The 17,805-nt window shown below is 31.0% G+C and carries 15 protein-coding genes; 10 read left to right on the top strand and 5 right to left on the bottom strand.

Going from position 1 to position 17,805, the window contains the following annotated elements:
* The first annotated feature begins 9 nt into the window (after nt 1–9).
* The 3 genes from HMPREF2897_RS00630 (at nt 10) to HMPREF2897_RS00620 (ending at nt 1,706) form a co-directional block, all read left to right on the top strand.
* Nucleotides 10–597 (top strand): YcnI family protein, encoded by a 588-nt coding sequence (locus HMPREF2897_RS00630; protein WP_002457297.1) that lies wholly within the window; start codon nt 10–12, stop codon nt 595–597.
* Between the two features lie 222 nt (nt 598–819).
* Nucleotides 820–1,236, top strand: coding sequence for a DUF2871 domain-containing protein (locus tag HMPREF2897_RS00625; protein ID WP_002457296.1), 417 nt, complete (start codon nt 820–822; stop codon nt 1,234–1,236).
* 68 nt (nt 1,237–1,304) lie between these two features.
* Nucleotides 1,305–1,706 (top strand): GNAT family N-acetyltransferase, encoded by a 402-nt coding sequence (locus HMPREF2897_RS00620; RefSeq protein ID WP_002457295.1) that lies wholly within the window; start codon nt 1,305–1,307, stop codon nt 1,704–1,706.
* Between the two features lie 63 nt (nt 1,707–1,769).
* Here HMPREF2897_RS00620 and HMPREF2897_RS00615 read toward each other — a convergent pair whose 3' ends face one another.
* On the bottom strand, nt 1,770–2,762 hold the full coding sequence (locus HMPREF2897_RS00615) for an NADPH:quinone oxidoreductase family protein (RefSeq protein WP_002496267.1): 993 nt from the start codon (nt 2,760–2,762) through the stop codon (nt 1,770–1,772).
* Between the two features lie 242 nt (nt 2,763–3,004).
* On the opposite strand from HMPREF2897_RS00615, the gene HMPREF2897_RS00610 reads away from it, so the two are divergent.
* From HMPREF2897_RS00610 to HMPREF2897_RS00600, 3 genes are all read left to right on the top strand, one after another.
* A complete protein-coding gene (locus HMPREF2897_RS00610) occupies nt 3,005–3,535 on the top strand; it encodes a GNAT family N-acetyltransferase (RefSeq protein WP_002496266.1) in 531 nt (176 codons plus the stop codon).
* Between the two features lie 280 nt (nt 3,536–3,815).
* On the top strand, nt 3,816–5,981 hold the full coding sequence (locus HMPREF2897_RS11990; protein WP_083310200.1) for a bifunctional glycosyltransferase/CDP-glycerol:glycerophosphate glycerophosphotransferase: 2,166 nt from the start codon (nt 3,816–3,818) through the stop codon (nt 5,979–5,981).
* A gap of 128 nt (nt 5,982–6,109) precedes the next feature.
* On the top strand, nt 6,110–6,757 hold the full coding sequence (locus tag HMPREF2897_RS00600; protein WP_002475292.1) for a hypothetical protein: 648 nt from the start codon (nt 6,110–6,112) through the stop codon (nt 6,755–6,757).
* Nucleotides 6,758–6,888: 131 nt separating this feature from the next.
* On the opposite strand, the gene HMPREF2897_RS00595 is transcribed toward HMPREF2897_RS00600, so the two are convergent.
* A complete protein-coding gene (locus HMPREF2897_RS00595; RefSeq protein WP_002447218.1) occupies nt 6,889–8,568 on the bottom strand; it encodes a CDP-glycerol glycerophosphotransferase family protein in 1,680 nt (559 codons plus the stop codon).
* A 349-nt stretch (nt 8,569–8,917) separates the two neighbouring features.
* Between HMPREF2897_RS00595 and HMPREF2897_RS00590 the strand changes: the two genes are divergently transcribed.
* Nucleotides 8,918–10,519 (top strand): L-lactate permease, encoded by a 1,602-nt coding sequence (locus HMPREF2897_RS00590; protein WP_070592438.1) that lies wholly within the window; start codon nt 8,918–8,920, stop codon nt 10,517–10,519.
* Between the two features lie 203 nt (nt 10,520–10,722).
* On the opposite strand, the gene HMPREF2897_RS00585 is transcribed toward HMPREF2897_RS00590, so the two are convergent.
* Nucleotides 10,723–11,868, bottom strand: a complete 1,146-nt coding sequence (locus tag HMPREF2897_RS00585; RefSeq protein ID WP_002447220.1) for a glycosyltransferase family 4 protein — start codon at nt 11,866–11,868, stop codon at nt 10,723–10,725.
* Between the two features lie 331 nt (nt 11,869–12,199).
* Between HMPREF2897_RS00585 and mqo the strand changes: the two genes are divergently transcribed.
* Entirely contained in the window at nt 12,200–13,678 is a 1,479-nt protein-coding gene (gene mqo, locus HMPREF2897_RS00580; protein WP_002475285.1) for a malate dehydrogenase (quinone), read from the top strand.
* Between the two features lie 144 nt (nt 13,679–13,822).
* Here the strand turns inward: mqo and HMPREF2897_RS00575 are convergent, their stop codons facing one another.
* On the bottom strand, nt 13,823–15,178 hold the full coding sequence (locus HMPREF2897_RS00575; RefSeq protein ID WP_002447222.1) for a HAMP domain-containing sensor histidine kinase: 1,356 nt from the start codon (nt 15,176–15,178) through the stop codon (nt 13,823–13,825).
* On the bottom strand, nt 15,171–15,845 hold the full coding sequence (locus HMPREF2897_RS00570; protein ID WP_002447223.1) for a response regulator transcription factor: 675 nt from the start codon (nt 15,843–15,845) through the stop codon (nt 15,171–15,173). The genes HMPREF2897_RS00575 and HMPREF2897_RS00570 overlap by 8 nt, the downstream gene beginning before the upstream one ends.
* Before the next feature lie 131 nt (nt 15,846–15,976).
* On the opposite strand from HMPREF2897_RS00570, the gene HMPREF2897_RS00565 reads away from it, so the two are divergent.
* Nucleotides 15,977–17,029, top strand: a complete 1,053-nt coding sequence (locus tag HMPREF2897_RS00565; RefSeq protein ID WP_002447224.1) for an ABC transporter permease — start codon at nt 15,977–15,979, stop codon at nt 17,027–17,029.
* On the top strand, nt 17,029–17,697 hold the full coding sequence (locus HMPREF2897_RS00560) for an ABC transporter ATP-binding protein (protein ID WP_002447225.1): 669 nt from the start codon (nt 17,029–17,031) through the stop codon (nt 17,695–17,697). The genes HMPREF2897_RS00565 and HMPREF2897_RS00560 overlap by 1 nt, the downstream gene beginning before the upstream one ends.
* The last annotated feature ends 108 nt before the right edge of the window (nt 17,698–17,805 follow it).

The following is a 17,805-nucleotide window of genomic DNA, read 5'->3' as shown; positions in this document are numbered from 1 at the left end:
AGGAAAACGATGTTACGCAAGTTACTACCACTGACTTTAATAGTGTTTTTTGGTTTAGGATTTTTTAAGTTTGCAGATGCACATGTCACACTGAATCCAAACGAAAGCGAACCTGAGTCGTATGATAAGTACGATGTACGCGTACCAGTTGAGCAAAATGATCATACAGTGAAAGTAGAATTAGATGTGCCGAAGGGATTAAACGTTGAGAGTGTTAAACCTGTCCAAGGTTTTGAACATCATTTTTCGAAAGATAAAAAGGGAAATATTACCAAAGTTACTTGGACAGCTACTGGTAAAGGTATTGGTCCACACGAATTTATTGAGTTCCCTATTGTAGTGGCAAATCCTAAAGAAGAAGGAAAGTTCAAATGGAATGCTATTCAAACTTATGATAATGGAGATGTAGTTAAATGGACTGGTAAAGAAGATAGCGAACACCCAGCACCAACTACAACTGTAAAAAAAGGAGCAAATCCAAATGACACGCATTCTGACTCAAGTCAAGGTGATTCTATCGCTTTATGGATAGTTGCTATCTTAGCAATTGTGATTTCGTTGATTGCACTTTTTAAACAAGCGCGTTCTAAAAAGTAATCATTAACGGGTTAGAAATATATATACATTTTTCTAATTTAAAGCAATCCACTTAGATCTATATTTAAAAAATTGCATTCATCATTTATCAAGATTGATTAGGATGTGAGTTATTTAATTCAAATATCTTTCTCACTTGATTGCGTTTATTCTATGGTCGCTATTTTGTCACTTTAACTAACACAAATATGTTTTATAATATAATCTTAAGGAGGATTCTTTATGCGTAGATTATTATACTCTTTTTTATTTTATATGATCATAGGCTTATTAAGTGGCTTTTACTACAGAGAATTAACTAAAGCGCATGACTTTGTGGGTGACACGCAATTGTCTTTAGTGCATACACATACACTTATCTTAGGAATGTTTATGTTTTTACTCTTATTACCACTTGAAAAAGTATTTAAATTAAGTAGTTACTACTTATTTAATTGGTTCTTTTTCGTGTATCATTTAGGTGTGTTAATCACGATTTCAATGATGACAGTTAAAGGTACATTCCAAGTTATTGGTAAAAAATTTTCACCTGAAATGTTTGCGGGATTTGCAGGCATAGGTCATACAGGTATGCTTGCTGGTTTACTGTTACTGTTTTTCTTATTAAGACAGGCTATTCTTACAGAACCTAAAAAATAAAGTCGAAATACTAAAAAATGTTTGGTAGAGTGGATTTAGATTTTAAATAACCAGATAGGTGATAGGTAATGACTAAGATTCACTTTGAAGCACCCAGTCCCGAGGATTACTGTAATTTAAGAGCTAATGCTGGAATGAGTAGTAAATCGATTGAAGCGGCAATAAAGGGGCTTCCTCATGCATGTTTTAATGTGACCCTTTATGAGAATGATATGTTGATTGGTATGGGGCGAGTGATTGGAGACGGTGGCACAGTTTTCCAAATCGTCGATATTGCTGTGAAAGATACATATCAAGGGTTGGGTCATGGAATGACAATTATGCATGAAATAATGAAGTATATTGAGAGTGTTGCTGAAGAAGGTACATATGTGAGCTTGATAGCAGATTATCCGGCAGATCAATTATACGAGAAGTTTGGATTTAAAAGTACTGAGCCCTATTCAAAAGGTATGTATATCAAATATTAAATATTAAAGAAAAAACGTCATAAAATGCATTTGCTTTTGCATCTTGTGACGTTTTTTAGTTATTTAAACATTGAAATCAATGACAATACGTCCAGTATTATGATGATTGATGACTTGATCGATAGCTTTTGGGATTTCATCGAATGAAATAACATGTTTGATGTCATGTAATTGTTGTGGTTTTAAGTCTTTTGCAAGTCTTCTCCAAACACGTTTTCTTAGTTTAATTGGAGTAAATACTGAATCAATACCAATTATACTTGCTCCTCTTAAAATGAAAGGAAAGACGGTTGTTTCAAAATTGTTACCACCAGTCATGCCAATTAATGCAACACTTCCATTGTTATCCAATCGTTTGACGATGTACGGTAAGTTTTCACCACCAACTGGATCAATAGCTGCTTGCCATGTTCTCTTTTCTAATGGTTTACTATTATCTTCTGGTAAACGGCCAATTACCTCTTTAGCACCAAGCTTTTTAAGTTTTTCTTCAGCATCATCTCTGCCTGTACTTGCAATAACATCATACCCTAAGTTATTTAACATGAGTAATGAAATCGTACCGACGCCTCCAGTGGCACCTCGTACAAGCACTTCTTTACCTTCAATAGACATACCTGATTTTTCAAGTTGTTCTATAGCTAAACCTGCTGTATAGCCAGCAGTACCATAAATCATAGCTTCTTCCAATGTTAAATCTTCAGGTAATTCAATCACCCATTCTGATTTAACACGTGCATATTCACTGAATCCTCCATAATGACTTACACCTAAATCATAACTTGTTACGATGACTTTATCTCCAACTTCAAAGCCTGGAGCATTTGTTTCTTCAATGGTACCTGCTAAATCTATACCGGGCACCATCGGATATTGTTTTACTATTTTGTTATGATCCTGAGTGGCTAGTGCGTCTTTATAATTTATGCCAGAATAATGTACTTTTATTAAAACGTCACCGTCAGGTAAGTCATCTTTAGTTAGTTCTTTATAACTATTTGAAACAATACCGTTATCATCTTGATCAACTACAAAAGCTTTGAATTTTTCTACCATATTTCTACACTCCTTTAATGATGAATTGAATCAATATTAAATTTTAAAGATATTCTTTCATGCTTCCCTTGATATTACCTTGTTTTTATTTTTAATATAAGGAAAATTCTTTTATAACAAACTTTACATCATTCATTGTATAATTTAATTTGAAAATTTAAAACTTATTAATAGCAAAAATGTCAATGTACACATCTAATTCACAAAATTAATTTTTTAAGATTTTAAAGAGGGGGATTTAAATGGGGGAAAGGATAAGAAGTGTTCAAATAACTGAGGTAGAGCAACTACAACTAATTGCTAAAAGAACATTTTTTACAACGTTTAGAGAATCTTATAGTGATGAGGACTTCAATCAATTTTTCAATGATGCATATGATATAGATATGTTGAGAAAAGAATTGGAACAAAGTAATTCTTTTCATTATTTTTATGAAGTTGATCAAAATATAGTAGGTTTCTTGAAATTGAACATTAATGATGCTCAGACTGAAAATAAAGGACAAGCATATTTGGAAATACAACGCATTTACTTTGATGAAGCATTTCAAGGGAGTAGTAGAGGACAATTATTTATCAATTTAGCTATTGATCAAGCTATCAAATTTGGGAAATCGAAAATATGGCTTGGTGTTTGGGAGCATAATCCTAAAGCGCTTAGTTTTTATAAAAATAGGGGATTTAGAGTTACAGGGTCGCATCAGTTTTATACCGGAAGTGTAGTAGATAATGATTTGATTATGGAAATGGATGTTCCTACAAACTATAAATAAAGTTTATAGTTCATTCACAAAATATAAATGAGCTAGGGTTATGTTTAATATTGTTCGCATTTAGCATTAATATTAGATATAATTGTAGCGTTGAATTTTAGTACAATATCTATGTAATTGTATTCAAAGTGAAGTCATCTAAATTAAAAATGCAATCAATATATATAGATAAGGTTTATATTTTTAATAGGTAATGATAGTTATTATAGTGACATTTAAACATACAACCAAAATTTTATAAGATGTTGTCGATTTAATATAGAGAGAAAGGACGTATAGTATGAATAAACTGACAATTATTGTCACGTATTATAATGCGGAGGAATACATCACAGGTTGCTTAGAGAGTATTAAGCAACAACGTACACAAGATTTTAATTTGATTATTGTGAATGATGGGTCGACAGACCAAAGTAAAAAATTAATGGATGAAGCTATTAAAGACTATGATAAAAATATTCGATTTATCGATTTAGATGAAAATAGTGGTCATGCACATGCGCGTAATATTGCATTAGAAGAAGTGGAAACACCTTACTTTATGTTTTTAGATGCAGATGATGAATTAGCTTCTTATGCAATCACGTTTTACTTAGAAAAGTTTAATAATACTGATGGTTTAATTGCTCCAATACATTCTTTTACTACACAACGTCCGCAATTTGTTGATTTAGATCGAGTAAGGGTTGAATATTTTAATGCCGAAGGGAATATTAATTCATTTTTAAGAAAACAGTCAGCTTGTAATATTATTTTTAGAACAGCTATTGTCAAGGCGCATCATATTCGATTTAATGAAAATTTAAATACATATGTGGATTGGTCATTTGTTCTTGAGTATATGAAGTATGTAAATAAGTTTGTTCGTATTTTTAACTTCCCATTTTATTTCCGTGGGGAAGTCTATGATCCATTTGAAACACTTACTTTAAGTGAACAAAATTTTGATATTTTATTTAAAGATTACGTCAACAGCTTTTATGATGCCATTAAAAGAGCAACAAACCCAAAAGTTAGAGAATTTATTGTCACTAAAATGGGAAATAAAATTGCTAATGAATTTGAACCAACTCGATATGATATTAATGAACGCTATCAAACACATAAGGATACGCTTGTTGAATTATCGAAATTTTTACATGTCCATTTAGTTAAAAATCAAAAGCTAATAAATAAAATTGAAACAATTTTGTTAATGAATAATGAAACTGATAAAGCTTTTAAAGTTAATCAATTTAGAAAAACGTTGCGACATGTTAAAAATATTGTTTTAAGAAGAAAAAATAAAGAACGTTCATTGTATGACTTAACAGATAAAGAAGATAATGTTAAACCGAAAACGATTGTCTTTGAATCGTTCGGTGGTAAGAATTACAGTGATAGTCCAAAGTATATTTATGAATATATGCAAAAGTATTATCCTAATTATCGCTATATATGGTCATTTAAGAATCCCGATAAAAATGTGGTACCAGGTAGTGCTGAAAAGGTTAAGCGTAATTCAGCAGAGTATTATCAAGCTTACTCAGAAGCAAGTCATTGGGTATCAAATGCCCGCACACCACTTTATTTAAATAAAAAAGAAAATCAAACGTACATTCAAACTTGGCACGGTACACCATTAAAACGGTTAGCGAATGATATGAAAGTGGTTCGTATGCCGGGCACTACGACTCCAAAGTATAAGCGTAATTTTAATCGTGAAACATCACGTTGGGATTATTTAATTTCGCCAAACAGATATTCAACTGAAATATTTAGAAGTGCTTTTTGGATGGATGAAGAGAGAATATTAGAGATAGGTTATCCTAGAAATGATGTATTAGTGAATAGAGCCAATGATCAAGAGTATCTAAATGAAATTAGAACTCACTTAAATTTACCTAGTGATAAAAAGGTTATTATGTATGCTCCGACCTGGAGAGACGATGAATTTGTGAGCAAAGGAAAATATTTGTTTGAATTAAAAATTGATTTAGACAACCTTTATAAAGAACTCGGAGATGATTATGTGATTTTATTACGCATGCATTACCTCATTTCTAACGCACTTGATTTATCCGGTTATGAAAATTTTGCAATTGATGTTTCAAACTATAATGACGTCTCTGAATTATTCTTAATAAGTGATTGTTTAATTACAGACTATTCATCAGTAATGTTTGATTATGGTATTTTAAAACGCCCTCAATTTTTCTTTGCATATGATATAGACAAATATGATAAAGGATTACGAGGATTCTATATGAATTATATGAAAGATTTACCAGGACCAATTTATACAGAACCATATGGCCTAGCTAAAGAACTAAAAAATTTAGATAAAGTGCAACAGCAATACCAAGAAAAAATAGATGCATTTTATGATAGATTTTGCTCTGTAGATAATGGTAAGGCGTCTCAATATATTGGAGATTTAATTCATAAGGATATCAAGGAACAATGATAAATTTCATACTTAATTAATAATTATAGGGTATAATATTAATGAGCAATTAATATTATGCCCTTTTTAATATTTTAATTGAAATTCAATTCAACATGATAAAGAGACAAAGTAGGAGGCGGTTTCAAATGAAAAAAGTATTAGCAAGTGCAACGATTTTATCATTAATGTTAGTAGGCTGTTCCAATGGAGGAAATGATGAATCGAGTCATAAAGATGATAGTTCCAAAACAGAACAAAAGGATAAATCATCATCTCAACATGACTCAAAAAAAGATTCGAAACGTAATGATACGATTAATAAGCAAGACAATCAGGAAAATAACAATAATAAAGAACGAACAAGTAATCAAAATCCAAATGTAGGAGAGCAACGAACAAGCGAAAGACCAACAACAAATTCAAACGGAAATTCATCGGATAATCAAAATAAACAACAGCAATCAGTACAAGATAATCAGAATAAATATGTAGCACCATACCAAAGTGAAAATGCGACACGTGTTGCTCGATATCTTTCTCCATTTGAGGGCGACCGCAGTCAAGCTTTGCAGCAATTACCAAATTTTGAAACTGCACTTTCCATTGCCAAAAATGAAGCTAATATGTATGGAAGCGAAAATAAATCATATAATGATTATTCAATAGAACAAACAGAAGATGGATTTAGATATGTGTTTAGCTTTAAAGATCCATCAAAAAGTAATACTTACTCAATTGTAACGCTTAATCGACAAGGTCAACCTACTGTTGTAGATCCTAACTTCCAACCTTAGTTGTAAGTAAAGTGAATTTCAACACGAATGAGTCATACTAAGATAACTATAAAAAGCGAGCAAAATCATTTCTGTATTCCATAATGAGTTTGCTCGCTTCTATATTGAAAATCATCAATAAGATGAATCACTTATTTCAATTGATTAGAAATAAGTTTACTAATATATTCAAATGACTGATTATTTTTATTTGTATATTTATTGTTTAATTGTGGAATGCTATCAGTAATTAAATCATTCATTAATAGTTCAGCATCGGTATACCAAACAGGTTTTAAGGTGTCTATTACGTCTTGATAGACACCACGTTCTTCGACATATTGAGAGTGATTGGGTGTATATAAGCAACCTTTTTTATCTACGGTTAAAGCATCAAAAATAATTGATGAGTAGTCTGTCAAAACAACATCTGAAATAATAATTAAGTCTTGTGTTTCAATATTATTAGGCGGAATAATTACACCTTCAGGAACCAAGTCATTCTGACTCTCGACGTGTCCTTTATAGATAACATTATAATGTTTTAATAACTGTTCATTAATAGGAAATACATCATCATCAGATGAATTTGTTTTCCATGTTGGAGCATATAATAATACTCGCTTAGTAGGATCTATATTTATCTCGCTAAATATACGTTTATGTAAACCTACATCATTGATACGATTTAATAAATAATTATTTCTAGGATATCCTACAGGTAATATATCAATTTTTTGACTAGGAAACGCTGATTCAAAGTATGTTTTTGATTCTTCTGAATCTACAACTAAATAATCTTGTTGTGTCCATTTATTATATTTTCGAGCTCGGTAGTTATATATATTTAAATTTTGATGTGGCTCTTTACTATCTAAAAATAGTTTTTTAATAGGTGTCCCATGCCATAATTGAATGATTTTACCATTAGGGTGAATATCGTCAGGAATATAGCTTTCCGTGATGACAAAAGTAGCTGTTTCAATTAAATTCTTCACATTTTCATCGTTGGTTGAAATAAAATGTGGTCCTGTTCTCTCATCTGTTATAAAGTAAGACTCTATCATAGGATTATGTTTAACAAAGTAATTAAATAAATACTTAGAGTTTCCTCGATACCCAAAATCAAATCCTAGAAAAACGACGTGGTTCTTAAGTTTTGATGAATCCTTTTTATAAATATAGCTAATCTCTTTGTGTTTTCTAACTGAATAATTCTTAATAGGAGTTACTAACCATCTTGGAGCTTTAAATTTAGTACTAAGTAGTACTGAATCATAATATCTAATACTATCGTGATCGTTAAATGGTACACGCGTAAATGGGATTCTTTGTTTATGTGCATAAGCGATGGTGTTTAAAAAGAATTTATCTCTATAAGTTAAATCATTACGATCAAATGAGCGCCAAAATCCCTTGCTCGTTTTTAATGGTTCTTTAAAGTCTAATACGACATGACCTTCAACTGCGATATGCCCTTTTAGAATTGTTAATAATGCTAAATCAAAGATATTTTCAACTTCAAATTTATCAATAAGTTCTAATGTTGAATTAATTTCATAAATAACATTTGGATATAAATTAATATTTTTAACCCAGTCCTCAAAATCAACAAAGTCTAACCCGAAGTATTTACAATCGTTTAAATAATAATTGTTAATTGTATAGTCAACTAAAAATGAAGTCTTAGGTAAAGTGATGGCTTTAATCATGGACTGATGAATTTGAATTTCATTCGAATAGGGAATGACATGCGTATAGCCGTCGCTAAGTGCACGTTCCATTTGCTCTTTTAACTTGTCCATATTTGAAATATTTATTTGCTTTATCATAAATCTTCCTTCAATCTCTTAACGATATTTGTTAGTTTTTATTTTATCATGGCCCATAATATAATTCATGTAAACATAACATAAAAATAAATATATATGTTTTTAACCTGTGAAATTAAAGCGCTTAACTACTATAAATATTAAGGTTTATTAATTTTTAATACCCCTTTACATTCATGTCACACCATTGTAAATTATTTAAGAAAATGTTATATTTTTCTTGTGAAAATGGTCACGATATGCTTGTGGGGATCGTACTGATTTAATAGGTATTTATCACATATTAATAAGGGGACAGTATGCGTCTACCTAGTCTTCATGACTAAAGATTTAATGAGGAGAGTTCAATATGTTAGTAGAATCTTTTAATCCATTTGGTAATTTACTATTATCATCTTTAATTGCGGCAATCCCTATCATTTTATTTTTACTGTGCCTTACAGTATTTAAAATGAAAGGAATTTATGCTGCTATCACAACCCTTGTGGTTACATTATTAATTGCAATTCCTTTCTTCAAATTACCAGTAGGAATTGCCTCTGGCGCGGTTGTTGAAGGTTTCTTCCAAGGTATCTTCCCAATCGGATATATTGTTATTATGGCAGTATTATTATATAAGATTACTTTGAAATCGGGGCAATTCGCAACTATTCAAGACAGTATTACAAGTATTTCACAAGACCAAAGAATTCAGCTTCTTTTAATTGGTTTTTCATTTAATGCATTCTTAGAAGGCGCTGCAGGATTTGGTGTTCCAATTGCAATTTGTGCACTTTTATTAGCGCAACTTGGCTTTAGACCACTACAAGCAGCTATGTTATGTTTAGTAGCTAACGCTGCATCTGGTGCATTCGGTGCAATTGGTATTCCGGTTGGTGTTGTAGATACACTTAACTTACCTGGTCATGTAGAAGCGATGGGAGTTTCACAAACATCAACATTAACTTTAGCAATTATTAACTTCTTTATTCCTTTCTTGCTTATCTTTATCGTAGATGGTTTCAAAGGAATTAAAGAAACTTTACCTTCAATTCTTGTTGTTTCTGTCACTTATACAGTTTTACAAGGATTACTTACAGTGTTTAATGGTCCAGAATTAGCTGATATCATTCCATCACTTGCTTCTATGTTAGCATTAGCTTTATTCTCTAAGAAATTCCAACCTAAGAATATCTTTAGAGTTCAAAAAGATGTTAAACCAGAAGCACCGAAAAAACTTAAAGGTAAAGAAGTCTTATTTGCTTGGAGTCCATTCATTATCTTAACTGTCATTGTTATGATTTGGAGTGCACCTTCATTTAAAGCATTATTTACACCAAAAGGTAAATTATCTGCTTTAGTTGCAAACTTTGACTTACCTGGTACATTCAGTAATATTTCACACAAACCAATTACTTTATCATTAAACTTAATTGGTCAAACAGGTACAGCAATCTTAATTACAATTATTATTACTGTTTTAATGGCTAAAAAAGTTAACTTTGGTGATGCTGGTCGTTTATTTGTTGAAGCATTTAAAGAATTATGGTTACCAATCATAACAATTTGTTTCATCTTAGCAATTTCAAAAATCACAACATATGGTGGTTTAAGTAATGCTATGGGACAAGGTATCTCAAAAGCAGGAAGCATATTCCCAATATTATCACCAATCCTTGGTTGGATCGGCGTATTTATGACTGGTTCAGTTGTTAATAACAACTCTTTATTCGCGCCAATTCAAGCTTCTGTAGCACAACAAATTGGTACAAGTGGTTCACTACTTGTAGCTTCAAATACAGCAGGTGGAGTTGCGGCGAAACTTATTTCTCCACAATCAATTGCCATTGCAACAGCAGCTGTTAAAGAAGTAGGTAAAGAATCTGAATTACTTAAAATGACATTACGTTATAGTATTGGATTACTTGTATTTGTCTGTATCTGGACATTTATCTTGTCATTCATTCTGTAAATCAAAATTTATTGAAATGTATTTTTCATATACAAAGCCCGAAATGAAGCTATAAAGTCATTCATTTCGGGCTTTCAATATCTTACTTTTGGATGTCGAATTTTAGGTAATCTTTTAAAATGATGCAATTGTTATATAAATTCTCATTTGAAAAATAGGAGTGAGACAGTTCGTTTTAAATGAACTAAGTCTCACTCCTATTTTTATTTAAACATAGACATAAATAATTGATATATATGATCCGGACTAAATTGTTTCAACGTATCTTTACTATTTTCAACGATGTGATCTAACTCATTATAATGTTGTGTTGTTAAATCGATACGTTTTGCAAGTTCAGACACATTTTCATAGTTTACTAAATAACCATTATCTCCGTTATTAATGATTGAATCTGGCCCTACATTGCCTTCAAAACTTATTACTATATTATCTTGCACCATTGCCTCTAAAATAATCATTCCGAAACCTTCATTGCGTGAAGGTACAACAACGATTTTACTTTGTGCAAGTTTATTATTTAATTCTTGCGTTGGCTCATATATTTTAATCAAATCATTTAAATGATATTGATTAATAAAGTCAACAAGTAATGTTTTCTTACTACCAGAACCATAGATGTGAACGTCATAATTCAATTGACGCAAGTCTTCTTGTATTAAACGAATACTCTCTAATAATAAATCATACCCTTTTTCATATTCTAAACGTCCGGCGCTAATAATACGATTTTTCTTTGGAGCAGCAATTCTTTTTTCAGTAACCATATTAGGTATAACATATACAGGAGTTTTAAGTTGTGATTGATATTTTTGCTGATCTGCGACTGTTAACGTTGTAATCTTATTGATATTACGGTACGCAGCAATAATTTCCTTTTGATACTGATCAGGGTGAGCATCAAAATTCATATGTTCCATTGCGATGGTCACTATTTCAGCTTTAGCATATTTAGAAATGAGAATATTAAAGCTAGCTCTTGTTCCAACGAGTACATCAGTTTTAATATGCTTGATTGCTTTAATCATTTTTTTCTCTACATAACTCGAAAACTGACTTTTACCTGGCTCAAATTGAGAAATCACTTTTGTATTTAAAAAGGGGGTATATTTTTTGATACGATTTGCCGTAATAGCTCTAGTATTTTTAAGCTTTAAACGATAATCCACTAAGACTTTAACTTTTATTGCGGAATGTAATTCAAAATATGGAGAGTCTGTGCCTCTAAAAACTGAAATAATTGTTACAGGATGTCCTTTTTCTGCCAGTGTATTTGCAAGTTGTGTCACCGACTTTACCGTTCCGCCCATTGCATAAATATTATGCATAAAAAATGTGAACGACTTCATTGCGTTAAACACCTCATTGTTTTCTATGATATTTAAGTTATTATAACATTAGTTCGTATATATGGGGTAACATGTAAACAATTGTAATTTGAATTGCGTAATGAAGCTATTCTCATAATGTTGACTTTTATTCTTTTGTGTAACACAATTTATATATATAATTAAATTAGTTTAATTAATGGTTATGATAAGGAAGAAATGAGCACTTCCTTAAAAGACGCTTAGATTTTTTTGCAATAAAGAGAAAGCGCTTTAATTTTATTAAAGACATCGACATCTATGAGTGTCAATCGTTCCATTTATTTATTAAAAAAGGGGGACTGTGTTTGTTATGAATACTCAACATAGCAAAACAGATGTCATCTTAATAGGTGGCGGAATTATGAGCGCAACATTAGGAACTTTACTAAAAGAATTAACACCAGAAAAAGATATACTATTGTTCGAAAGATTGAGTCAACCTGGAGAAGAAAGTTCAAATGTTTGGAATAATGCTGGAACAGGTCATTCTGCATTGTGTGAATTGAACTATACGAAAGAAGGTCAAGATGGTTCAGTAGATATTACTAAAGCAATTCACATCAATGAGCAATTTCAATTATCTAAACAGTTTTGGGCATATTTAATACGTGAAGGTCATATTGAAAGTCCGGATAAATTTATTCAATCAGTGCCACATATGAGCTTTGTCAAAGGGGAAGAAAATGTTAAATTTTTAAAAAGTCGAGTGGCGAGTTTACAGAAAAATGTATTATTTGAAAAAATGAAAATATCCCAAGATCCAGAAAAAATTAATTCATGGGTTCCTTTAATGATGGAAGGACGCCAATCAGATGAAGCAATTGCCATCACGTATGACGAGACAGGTACAGATGTTAACTTTGGTGCTTTGACTAAAAAGTTAATAGCTAATTTACAACAAAAAAATGTTGGCATTAATTATAAACATGAAGTTTTAGATATAAAAAAATTAAATAATGGTAACTGGCAAGTTGTGGTTAAAGATTTAAATACATCAAATGTAATGAATTATGAATCTAAGTTCGTCTTTATCGGAGCTGGTGGTGCAAGTTTACCTTTATTACAAAAAACAAAGATTAAGGAATCTAAACACATTGGTGGTTTCCCGGTAAGTGGCTTATTCTTACGATGTAAAAATCCAGATGTCATACATAGACATCATGCAAAAGTCTACGGTAAAGCCGAGGTAGGTGCACCTCCAATGTCAGTTCCACATTTAGATACACGATTTGTTAACGGTGAAAAATCATTACTATTTGGACCTTTTGCAGGGTTTTCGCCGAAATTCTTGAAAAATGGTTCATATTTAGATCTAGTTAAATCTGTAAAACCTAATAATATGATTACAATGTTAAGTGCTGGCGTAAAAGAATTTAATTTGACGAAGTATCTAGTTTCTCAATTAATGCTTTCAAATGAAGAACGGATCAATGATTTGCGTGTATTCTTACCAGAAGCGAAAGATGAAGATTGGGAAGTAATTACTGCAGGTCAACGTGTTCAAGTAATTAAAGATACAGATAAGTCTAAAGGTCAATTACAATTTGGTACGGAAGTGATAACATCAGAAGATGGTTCACTTGCAGCACTATTAGGTGCTTCACCTGGTGCTTCGACTGCTGTTGATATCATGTTTGATGTCTTGCAACGTTGTTACAAATCAGAGTTTAAGTCATGGGAACCAAAAATTAAAGAAATGGTCCCATCATTTGGTTTAAAATTGTCAGATCATGAAGATATGTATCATTCAATAAATGAAGAAGTAAAAAAATACTTGAATGTAAAGTAATATTTTAAAAAATCACCATTAAATGATTAAAAATAAGTTATCATTTAATGGTGATTTTATATATGGCGTATAGTTTAATTAATGAAATGTTTTAAATACATCATATTTTGTTATGAATCCAATTGATAGTTTAAAGAATACATACTAAATAAATAGTTTTACAATAAATTGTGTTTTATCATCTGAAGTGAGCGTAATGTTACCATGATGAAGATGAATGATTGATTGGGTAATGGCAAGACCTAGACCATTACTACTAGATTCGTCACTCAGTTTATAAAAGCGATCGAAGATATGTTTCGCATCTTCTTCTGCAATCGTTCCATCATTTTCAATATTAAATATAATCAAATGATTTGTACTAGTTAGAGTGACATTAATCATGCTATTTTGAGGAGCATATTTCATTGCATTAATGATGAGGTTATTGAAAGCTTGATGTAATAGTCTTTCATTTCCTCGGAAATACAAATCTTCCAATTCAGTAAATAAAACTAAATCTTTTTCATCAGTTCGAAATTGTTCATGTCTAATAATATCCTTTATTAAAGTATTTAAATGGACATTATCGTTAAAAGTAAGGTGGGAAGCATTATCTAATTCAGATAAAAGTAGCAATTCCTTAGTTAGTTCACTTACTTGATTAGTGATTTCAAACATTTCATTGATATATAGTTGTTTCTCTTCTTCATTTTGCGTCAATTCAAGTTGTGTAAGCAATCGTTGTAAATGTGTAAGCGGTGTTTTAATTTCATGAGATACATTTTGGACAAAATGTTGTCTCATTTGATCTACTTGTCCTAAATTTTGACGCATTGTATTGAAACGTGATTGCAGCGTTCCAATTTCATCATGACGTGTTTGTTTGATAGGCGTACTGAAATCACCTTTCATAATTCGAGTTGTTGCATTTTTTAATGCGGTCACTGGTTTAATAATAGAATATGTTGATGCAATGACTAGTGAAATTGAAATAATAAGTAAAAGTGTTATCAATACAGCTAAGAAAATTCTAAATTCGCTAAAAGTTTCCCCGATATCTGGACGCATAAAAACTGCTAATGCCCCATCATCTGTTTTAAATTGAATACCTACTGTATTATCCGTTTCATTATCGAAGAACCCTGTTACAAAAAATGCATAAGGTTTATTTTTAATACCGTGATAATCTTCACCGTTGAGCACTTTTTTGATTGCAGACTGACTTATAGTATTTTTACGAAAAGTTTCCCCATAAAAATGTTTGGTTCCATGTTCGTTGACAGTCATAATTTGATAATTCATTTGACCTAAATGTTTCAAATACGTATCTAGAGGTTTAGGTTTTTGTGTTCTTTCATATTCACGAGCTTCTTTAAGTGTGCGCATAATTTTTGCATCATTAGAAGCTTTCAAATGAAAGTGATAATAAATATTCGTAAAAAGAAAACTCATTAATGCACTAAACAAAATGACTGTAATTGCATATATAGCAATTCTCGAATATAATGTTTTAAACATTTTGGTCCACCCTATATCCTTGACCTCTTACAGTTTGAATCGATACTGATGATTTCAATTTAGATAAACGTTGACGTAATCTTTTAATATGAACATCAACAGTACGATCATCTCCTTCATAATCGAAGCCCCAAATTTTTTCAATAATATCATCTCGAGTGAAAATATGTTTAGGATTAGAGGCTAATAAAAATAACAACTGAAATTCTTTGTTTGGAAGATTCATCGTTTTTGAACCCACGGTAATTTCCATATAAGACTGATTTAATATTAAGTTGCCAAGTTGTAACTCGTTATCAGCATTAATTTGATATCGTCTTAAGACAGCTTTAATTCTAAATAATAATTCTTTAACTTCAAAAGGTTTAGTGACATAATCGTCAGTGCCACTTAGAAATGCACGTTCTTTATCACTTAATGCATCTCTAGCTGTCAACATTATGACAGGAATATGATAATCATCTTTCAAAGTCTGACAAAGCTCAAAACCATCCATTCCACTCATCATAATATCTACTATCGCAATATCAACATTTTTATTTTCAAGAAAATCTAGTGATGCTTCTCCACTTGTGAAAGTATGTGTTTGAATACTTTCTCTTTCTAAATGACTTGAAACATATTGCAATAACTTTTCATCATCGTCTACGATTAAGCAATTAATCATATGTTTACGCTCCTATACTTTTTAATAATTATACTACGATAAAGAAAATTATGAACAAAATCATACTTGTTCATATTGAGTTCATATTTTCTTCTTAAACTTAACATATAAAGAAACGGGAGAGGATATCAATGAATCTAGCTTGGAAAGAGATTAAATTTTATAAGTTCAGATTTATACTAATCATGTTCATTATTTTTCTAATGGCGATTATGGTTTTATTTATCAGTGGACTTGCTCAAGGCCTAGCACGAGAAAATATATCAATATTTGATCAAATTAAAGGTAATCAATTTGTTGTTCAAAAAATGAAAGAACCACAATTAGAAAAATCTATTCTATCACAAAGTAAACAAGACAATATTTCAAAAATTATTGATGAAAAACCTTTTAAAATGGCAGGTAAAACTTTCAAAATCAATGGAAACGAAGAAAACGTGATGGCTATAAATAGCGTGAAAAATCATCAGCCAAATTTGAAATCTGGTCATTATCCTAAAAATGAAAATCAGATAGCAATAAATGAAAAACTAACTGCAGAAGGTCTTTATTTAGACGATAAAGTTAAAGTCAAAGGTGACGATACAACTTATAAAGTTGTAGGTATATTAAAAAACACGATGTATTCTCATAGTAACATTGTTATGATGGACCAATCTAAAATAGAACAAAGTAGTAATGTCGCAACATTTTATGTTACGAACCAATTATCTAAATCGGATAAAAATAAAATAAATCACATCAAAGGCGTTCAAACAGCTACTACAGACGATATAACAAGTAATATCGCAAGTTATAAAGCAGAGCAAACACCATTGAATATGATGATTATCAGTTTATACGTTATTACGGCAATTGTGTTAAGCGCATTCTTTTATGTAATGACAATACAAAAAACATCTGAAATAGGTATTTTAAAAGCAATTGGTATTACTACAAAACACTTATTAGCTTCATTGATTATTCAAATTTCTATGATTACATTTATAGGTGTAGCAATAGCAGAAGTAGTCATTTTGCTAATCAGTAAAATATTGCCAGTTTCAATGCCATTCCATATTGACATGCACAATATTATCATTGTACTTGTTGTATTTATGATAGTTGGATTAATAGGTACATCATTATCATTTATTAAGTTAATTAAAATTGATCCTATTGAAGCTATTGGAGGTGGGCAATAATGGGTCTAGTTGTTAAAGACATAAGTAAAACATTTGGTGAAAAAAGCTCAAAAACAGAAGTGTTAAAAGACATTAATTTTGAAGTGAAAGATGGAGAATTCATCATTTTAAATGGCGCTTCAGGTTCAGGAAAAACGACGTTATTGACTATTTTAGGTGGTCTGTTATCTCAAACATCAGGTGATGTAGTATACGAGGGGAAATCCTTATTTGAACGACATACTAATAAAGCGCACTTAAGACTAAATGATATTGGTTTTATCTTTCAAGCCTCTCATTTAGTTCCATACTTAAAAGTTTTAGACCAACTTACCTTAGTAGGTAAAGAAGCTGGAATGTCTAGAAAAGAAGCCCAAGCAAGAGCTAAAGCATTATTAACAAAAATTGGATTAGAAGAGCAACTTAATAGCTACCCACATATGCTTTCAGGTGGACAACAACAACGTGTAGCGATTATGAGAGCACTTATGAATCATCCGAAAATTGTTTTAGCAGATGAACCAACAGCAAGTCTTGATGCTAGTCGTGCTCAAGAGGTTGTTGAAATGATCAGAAAACAAATAAAAGATAACCAAATGATAGGTATCATGATTACTCATGATGAAAGCTTGTTCAAATACGCTGATCGTATTATAGAATTGTACGATGGTAAAATAAAAAATAGTTAAAAGGGAAGTAGGATAGAATAGATAGCACAAATGATACTTCACTCTAGAACCCCAACTTGCCTTGTCCGAGGAATTTCGTACTGAAATTCTCTGTGTTGGGGCCCCGAA

The sequence above is a fragment of the Staphylococcus sp. HMSC065D05 genome, assembly GCF_001813195.1.
GTDB classification, from domain to species: domain Bacteria; phylum Bacillota; class Bacilli; order Staphylococcales; family Staphylococcaceae; genus Staphylococcus; species Staphylococcus epidermidis.
The sequence above is the reverse complement of the archived record's forward strand: the minus strand, read 5'-3'. Positions and strand labels throughout refer to the sequence as shown.

Coding starts and splice junctions, on each gene's coding strand:
- HMPREF2897_RS00575 (WP_002447222.1), bottom strand. CDS start 15,178: ATGTTTAAAACATTATATTCGAGAATTGCTATATATGCAATTACAGTC.
- HMPREF2897_RS11990 (WP_083310200.1), top strand. CDS start 3,816: ATGAATAAACTGACAATTATTGTCACGTATTATAATGCGGAGGAATAC.
- HMPREF2897_RS00600 (WP_002475292.1), top strand. CDS start 6,110: ATGAAAAAAGTATTAGCAAGTGCAACGATTTTATCATTAATGTTAGTA.
- HMPREF2897_RS00565 (WP_002447224.1), top strand. CDS start 15,977: ATGAATCTAGCTTGGAAAGAGATTAAATTTTATAAGTTCAGATTTATA.
- HMPREF2897_RS00620 (WP_002457295.1), top strand. CDS start 1,305: ATGACTAAGATTCACTTTGAAGCACCCAGTCCCGAGGATTACTGTAAT.
- HMPREF2897_RS00590 (WP_070592438.1), top strand. CDS start 8,918: ATGTTAGTAGAATCTTTTAATCCATTTGGTAATTTACTATTATCATCT.
- mqo (WP_002475285.1), top strand. CDS start 12,200: ATGAATACTCAACATAGCAAAACAGATGTCATCTTAATAGGTGGCGGA.
- HMPREF2897_RS00610 (WP_002496266.1), top strand. CDS start 3,005: ATGGGGGAAAGGATAAGAAGTGTTCAAATAACTGAGGTAGAGCAACTA.
- HMPREF2897_RS00595 (WP_002447218.1), bottom strand. CDS start 8,568: ATGATAAAGCAAATAAATATTTCAAATATGGACAAGTTAAAAGAGCAA.
- HMPREF2897_RS00560 (WP_002447225.1), top strand. CDS start 17,029: ATGGGTCTAGTTGTTAAAGACATAAGTAAAACATTTGGTGAAAAAAGC.
- HMPREF2897_RS00570 (WP_002447223.1), bottom strand. CDS start 15,845: ATGATTAATTGCTTAATCGTAGACGATGATGAAAAGTTATTGCAATAT.
- HMPREF2897_RS00625 (WP_002457296.1), top strand. CDS start 820: ATGCGTAGATTATTATACTCTTTTTTATTTTATATGATCATAGGCTTA.
- HMPREF2897_RS00615 (WP_002496267.1), bottom strand. CDS start 2,762: ATGGTAGAAAAATTCAAAGCTTTTGTAGTTGATCAAGATGATAACGGT.
- HMPREF2897_RS00630 (WP_002457297.1), top strand. CDS start 10: ATGTTACGCAAGTTACTACCACTGACTTTAATAGTGTTTTTTGGTTTA.
- HMPREF2897_RS00585 (WP_002447220.1), bottom strand. CDS start 11,868: ATGAAGTCGTTCACATTTTTTATGCATAATATTTATGCAATGGGCGGA.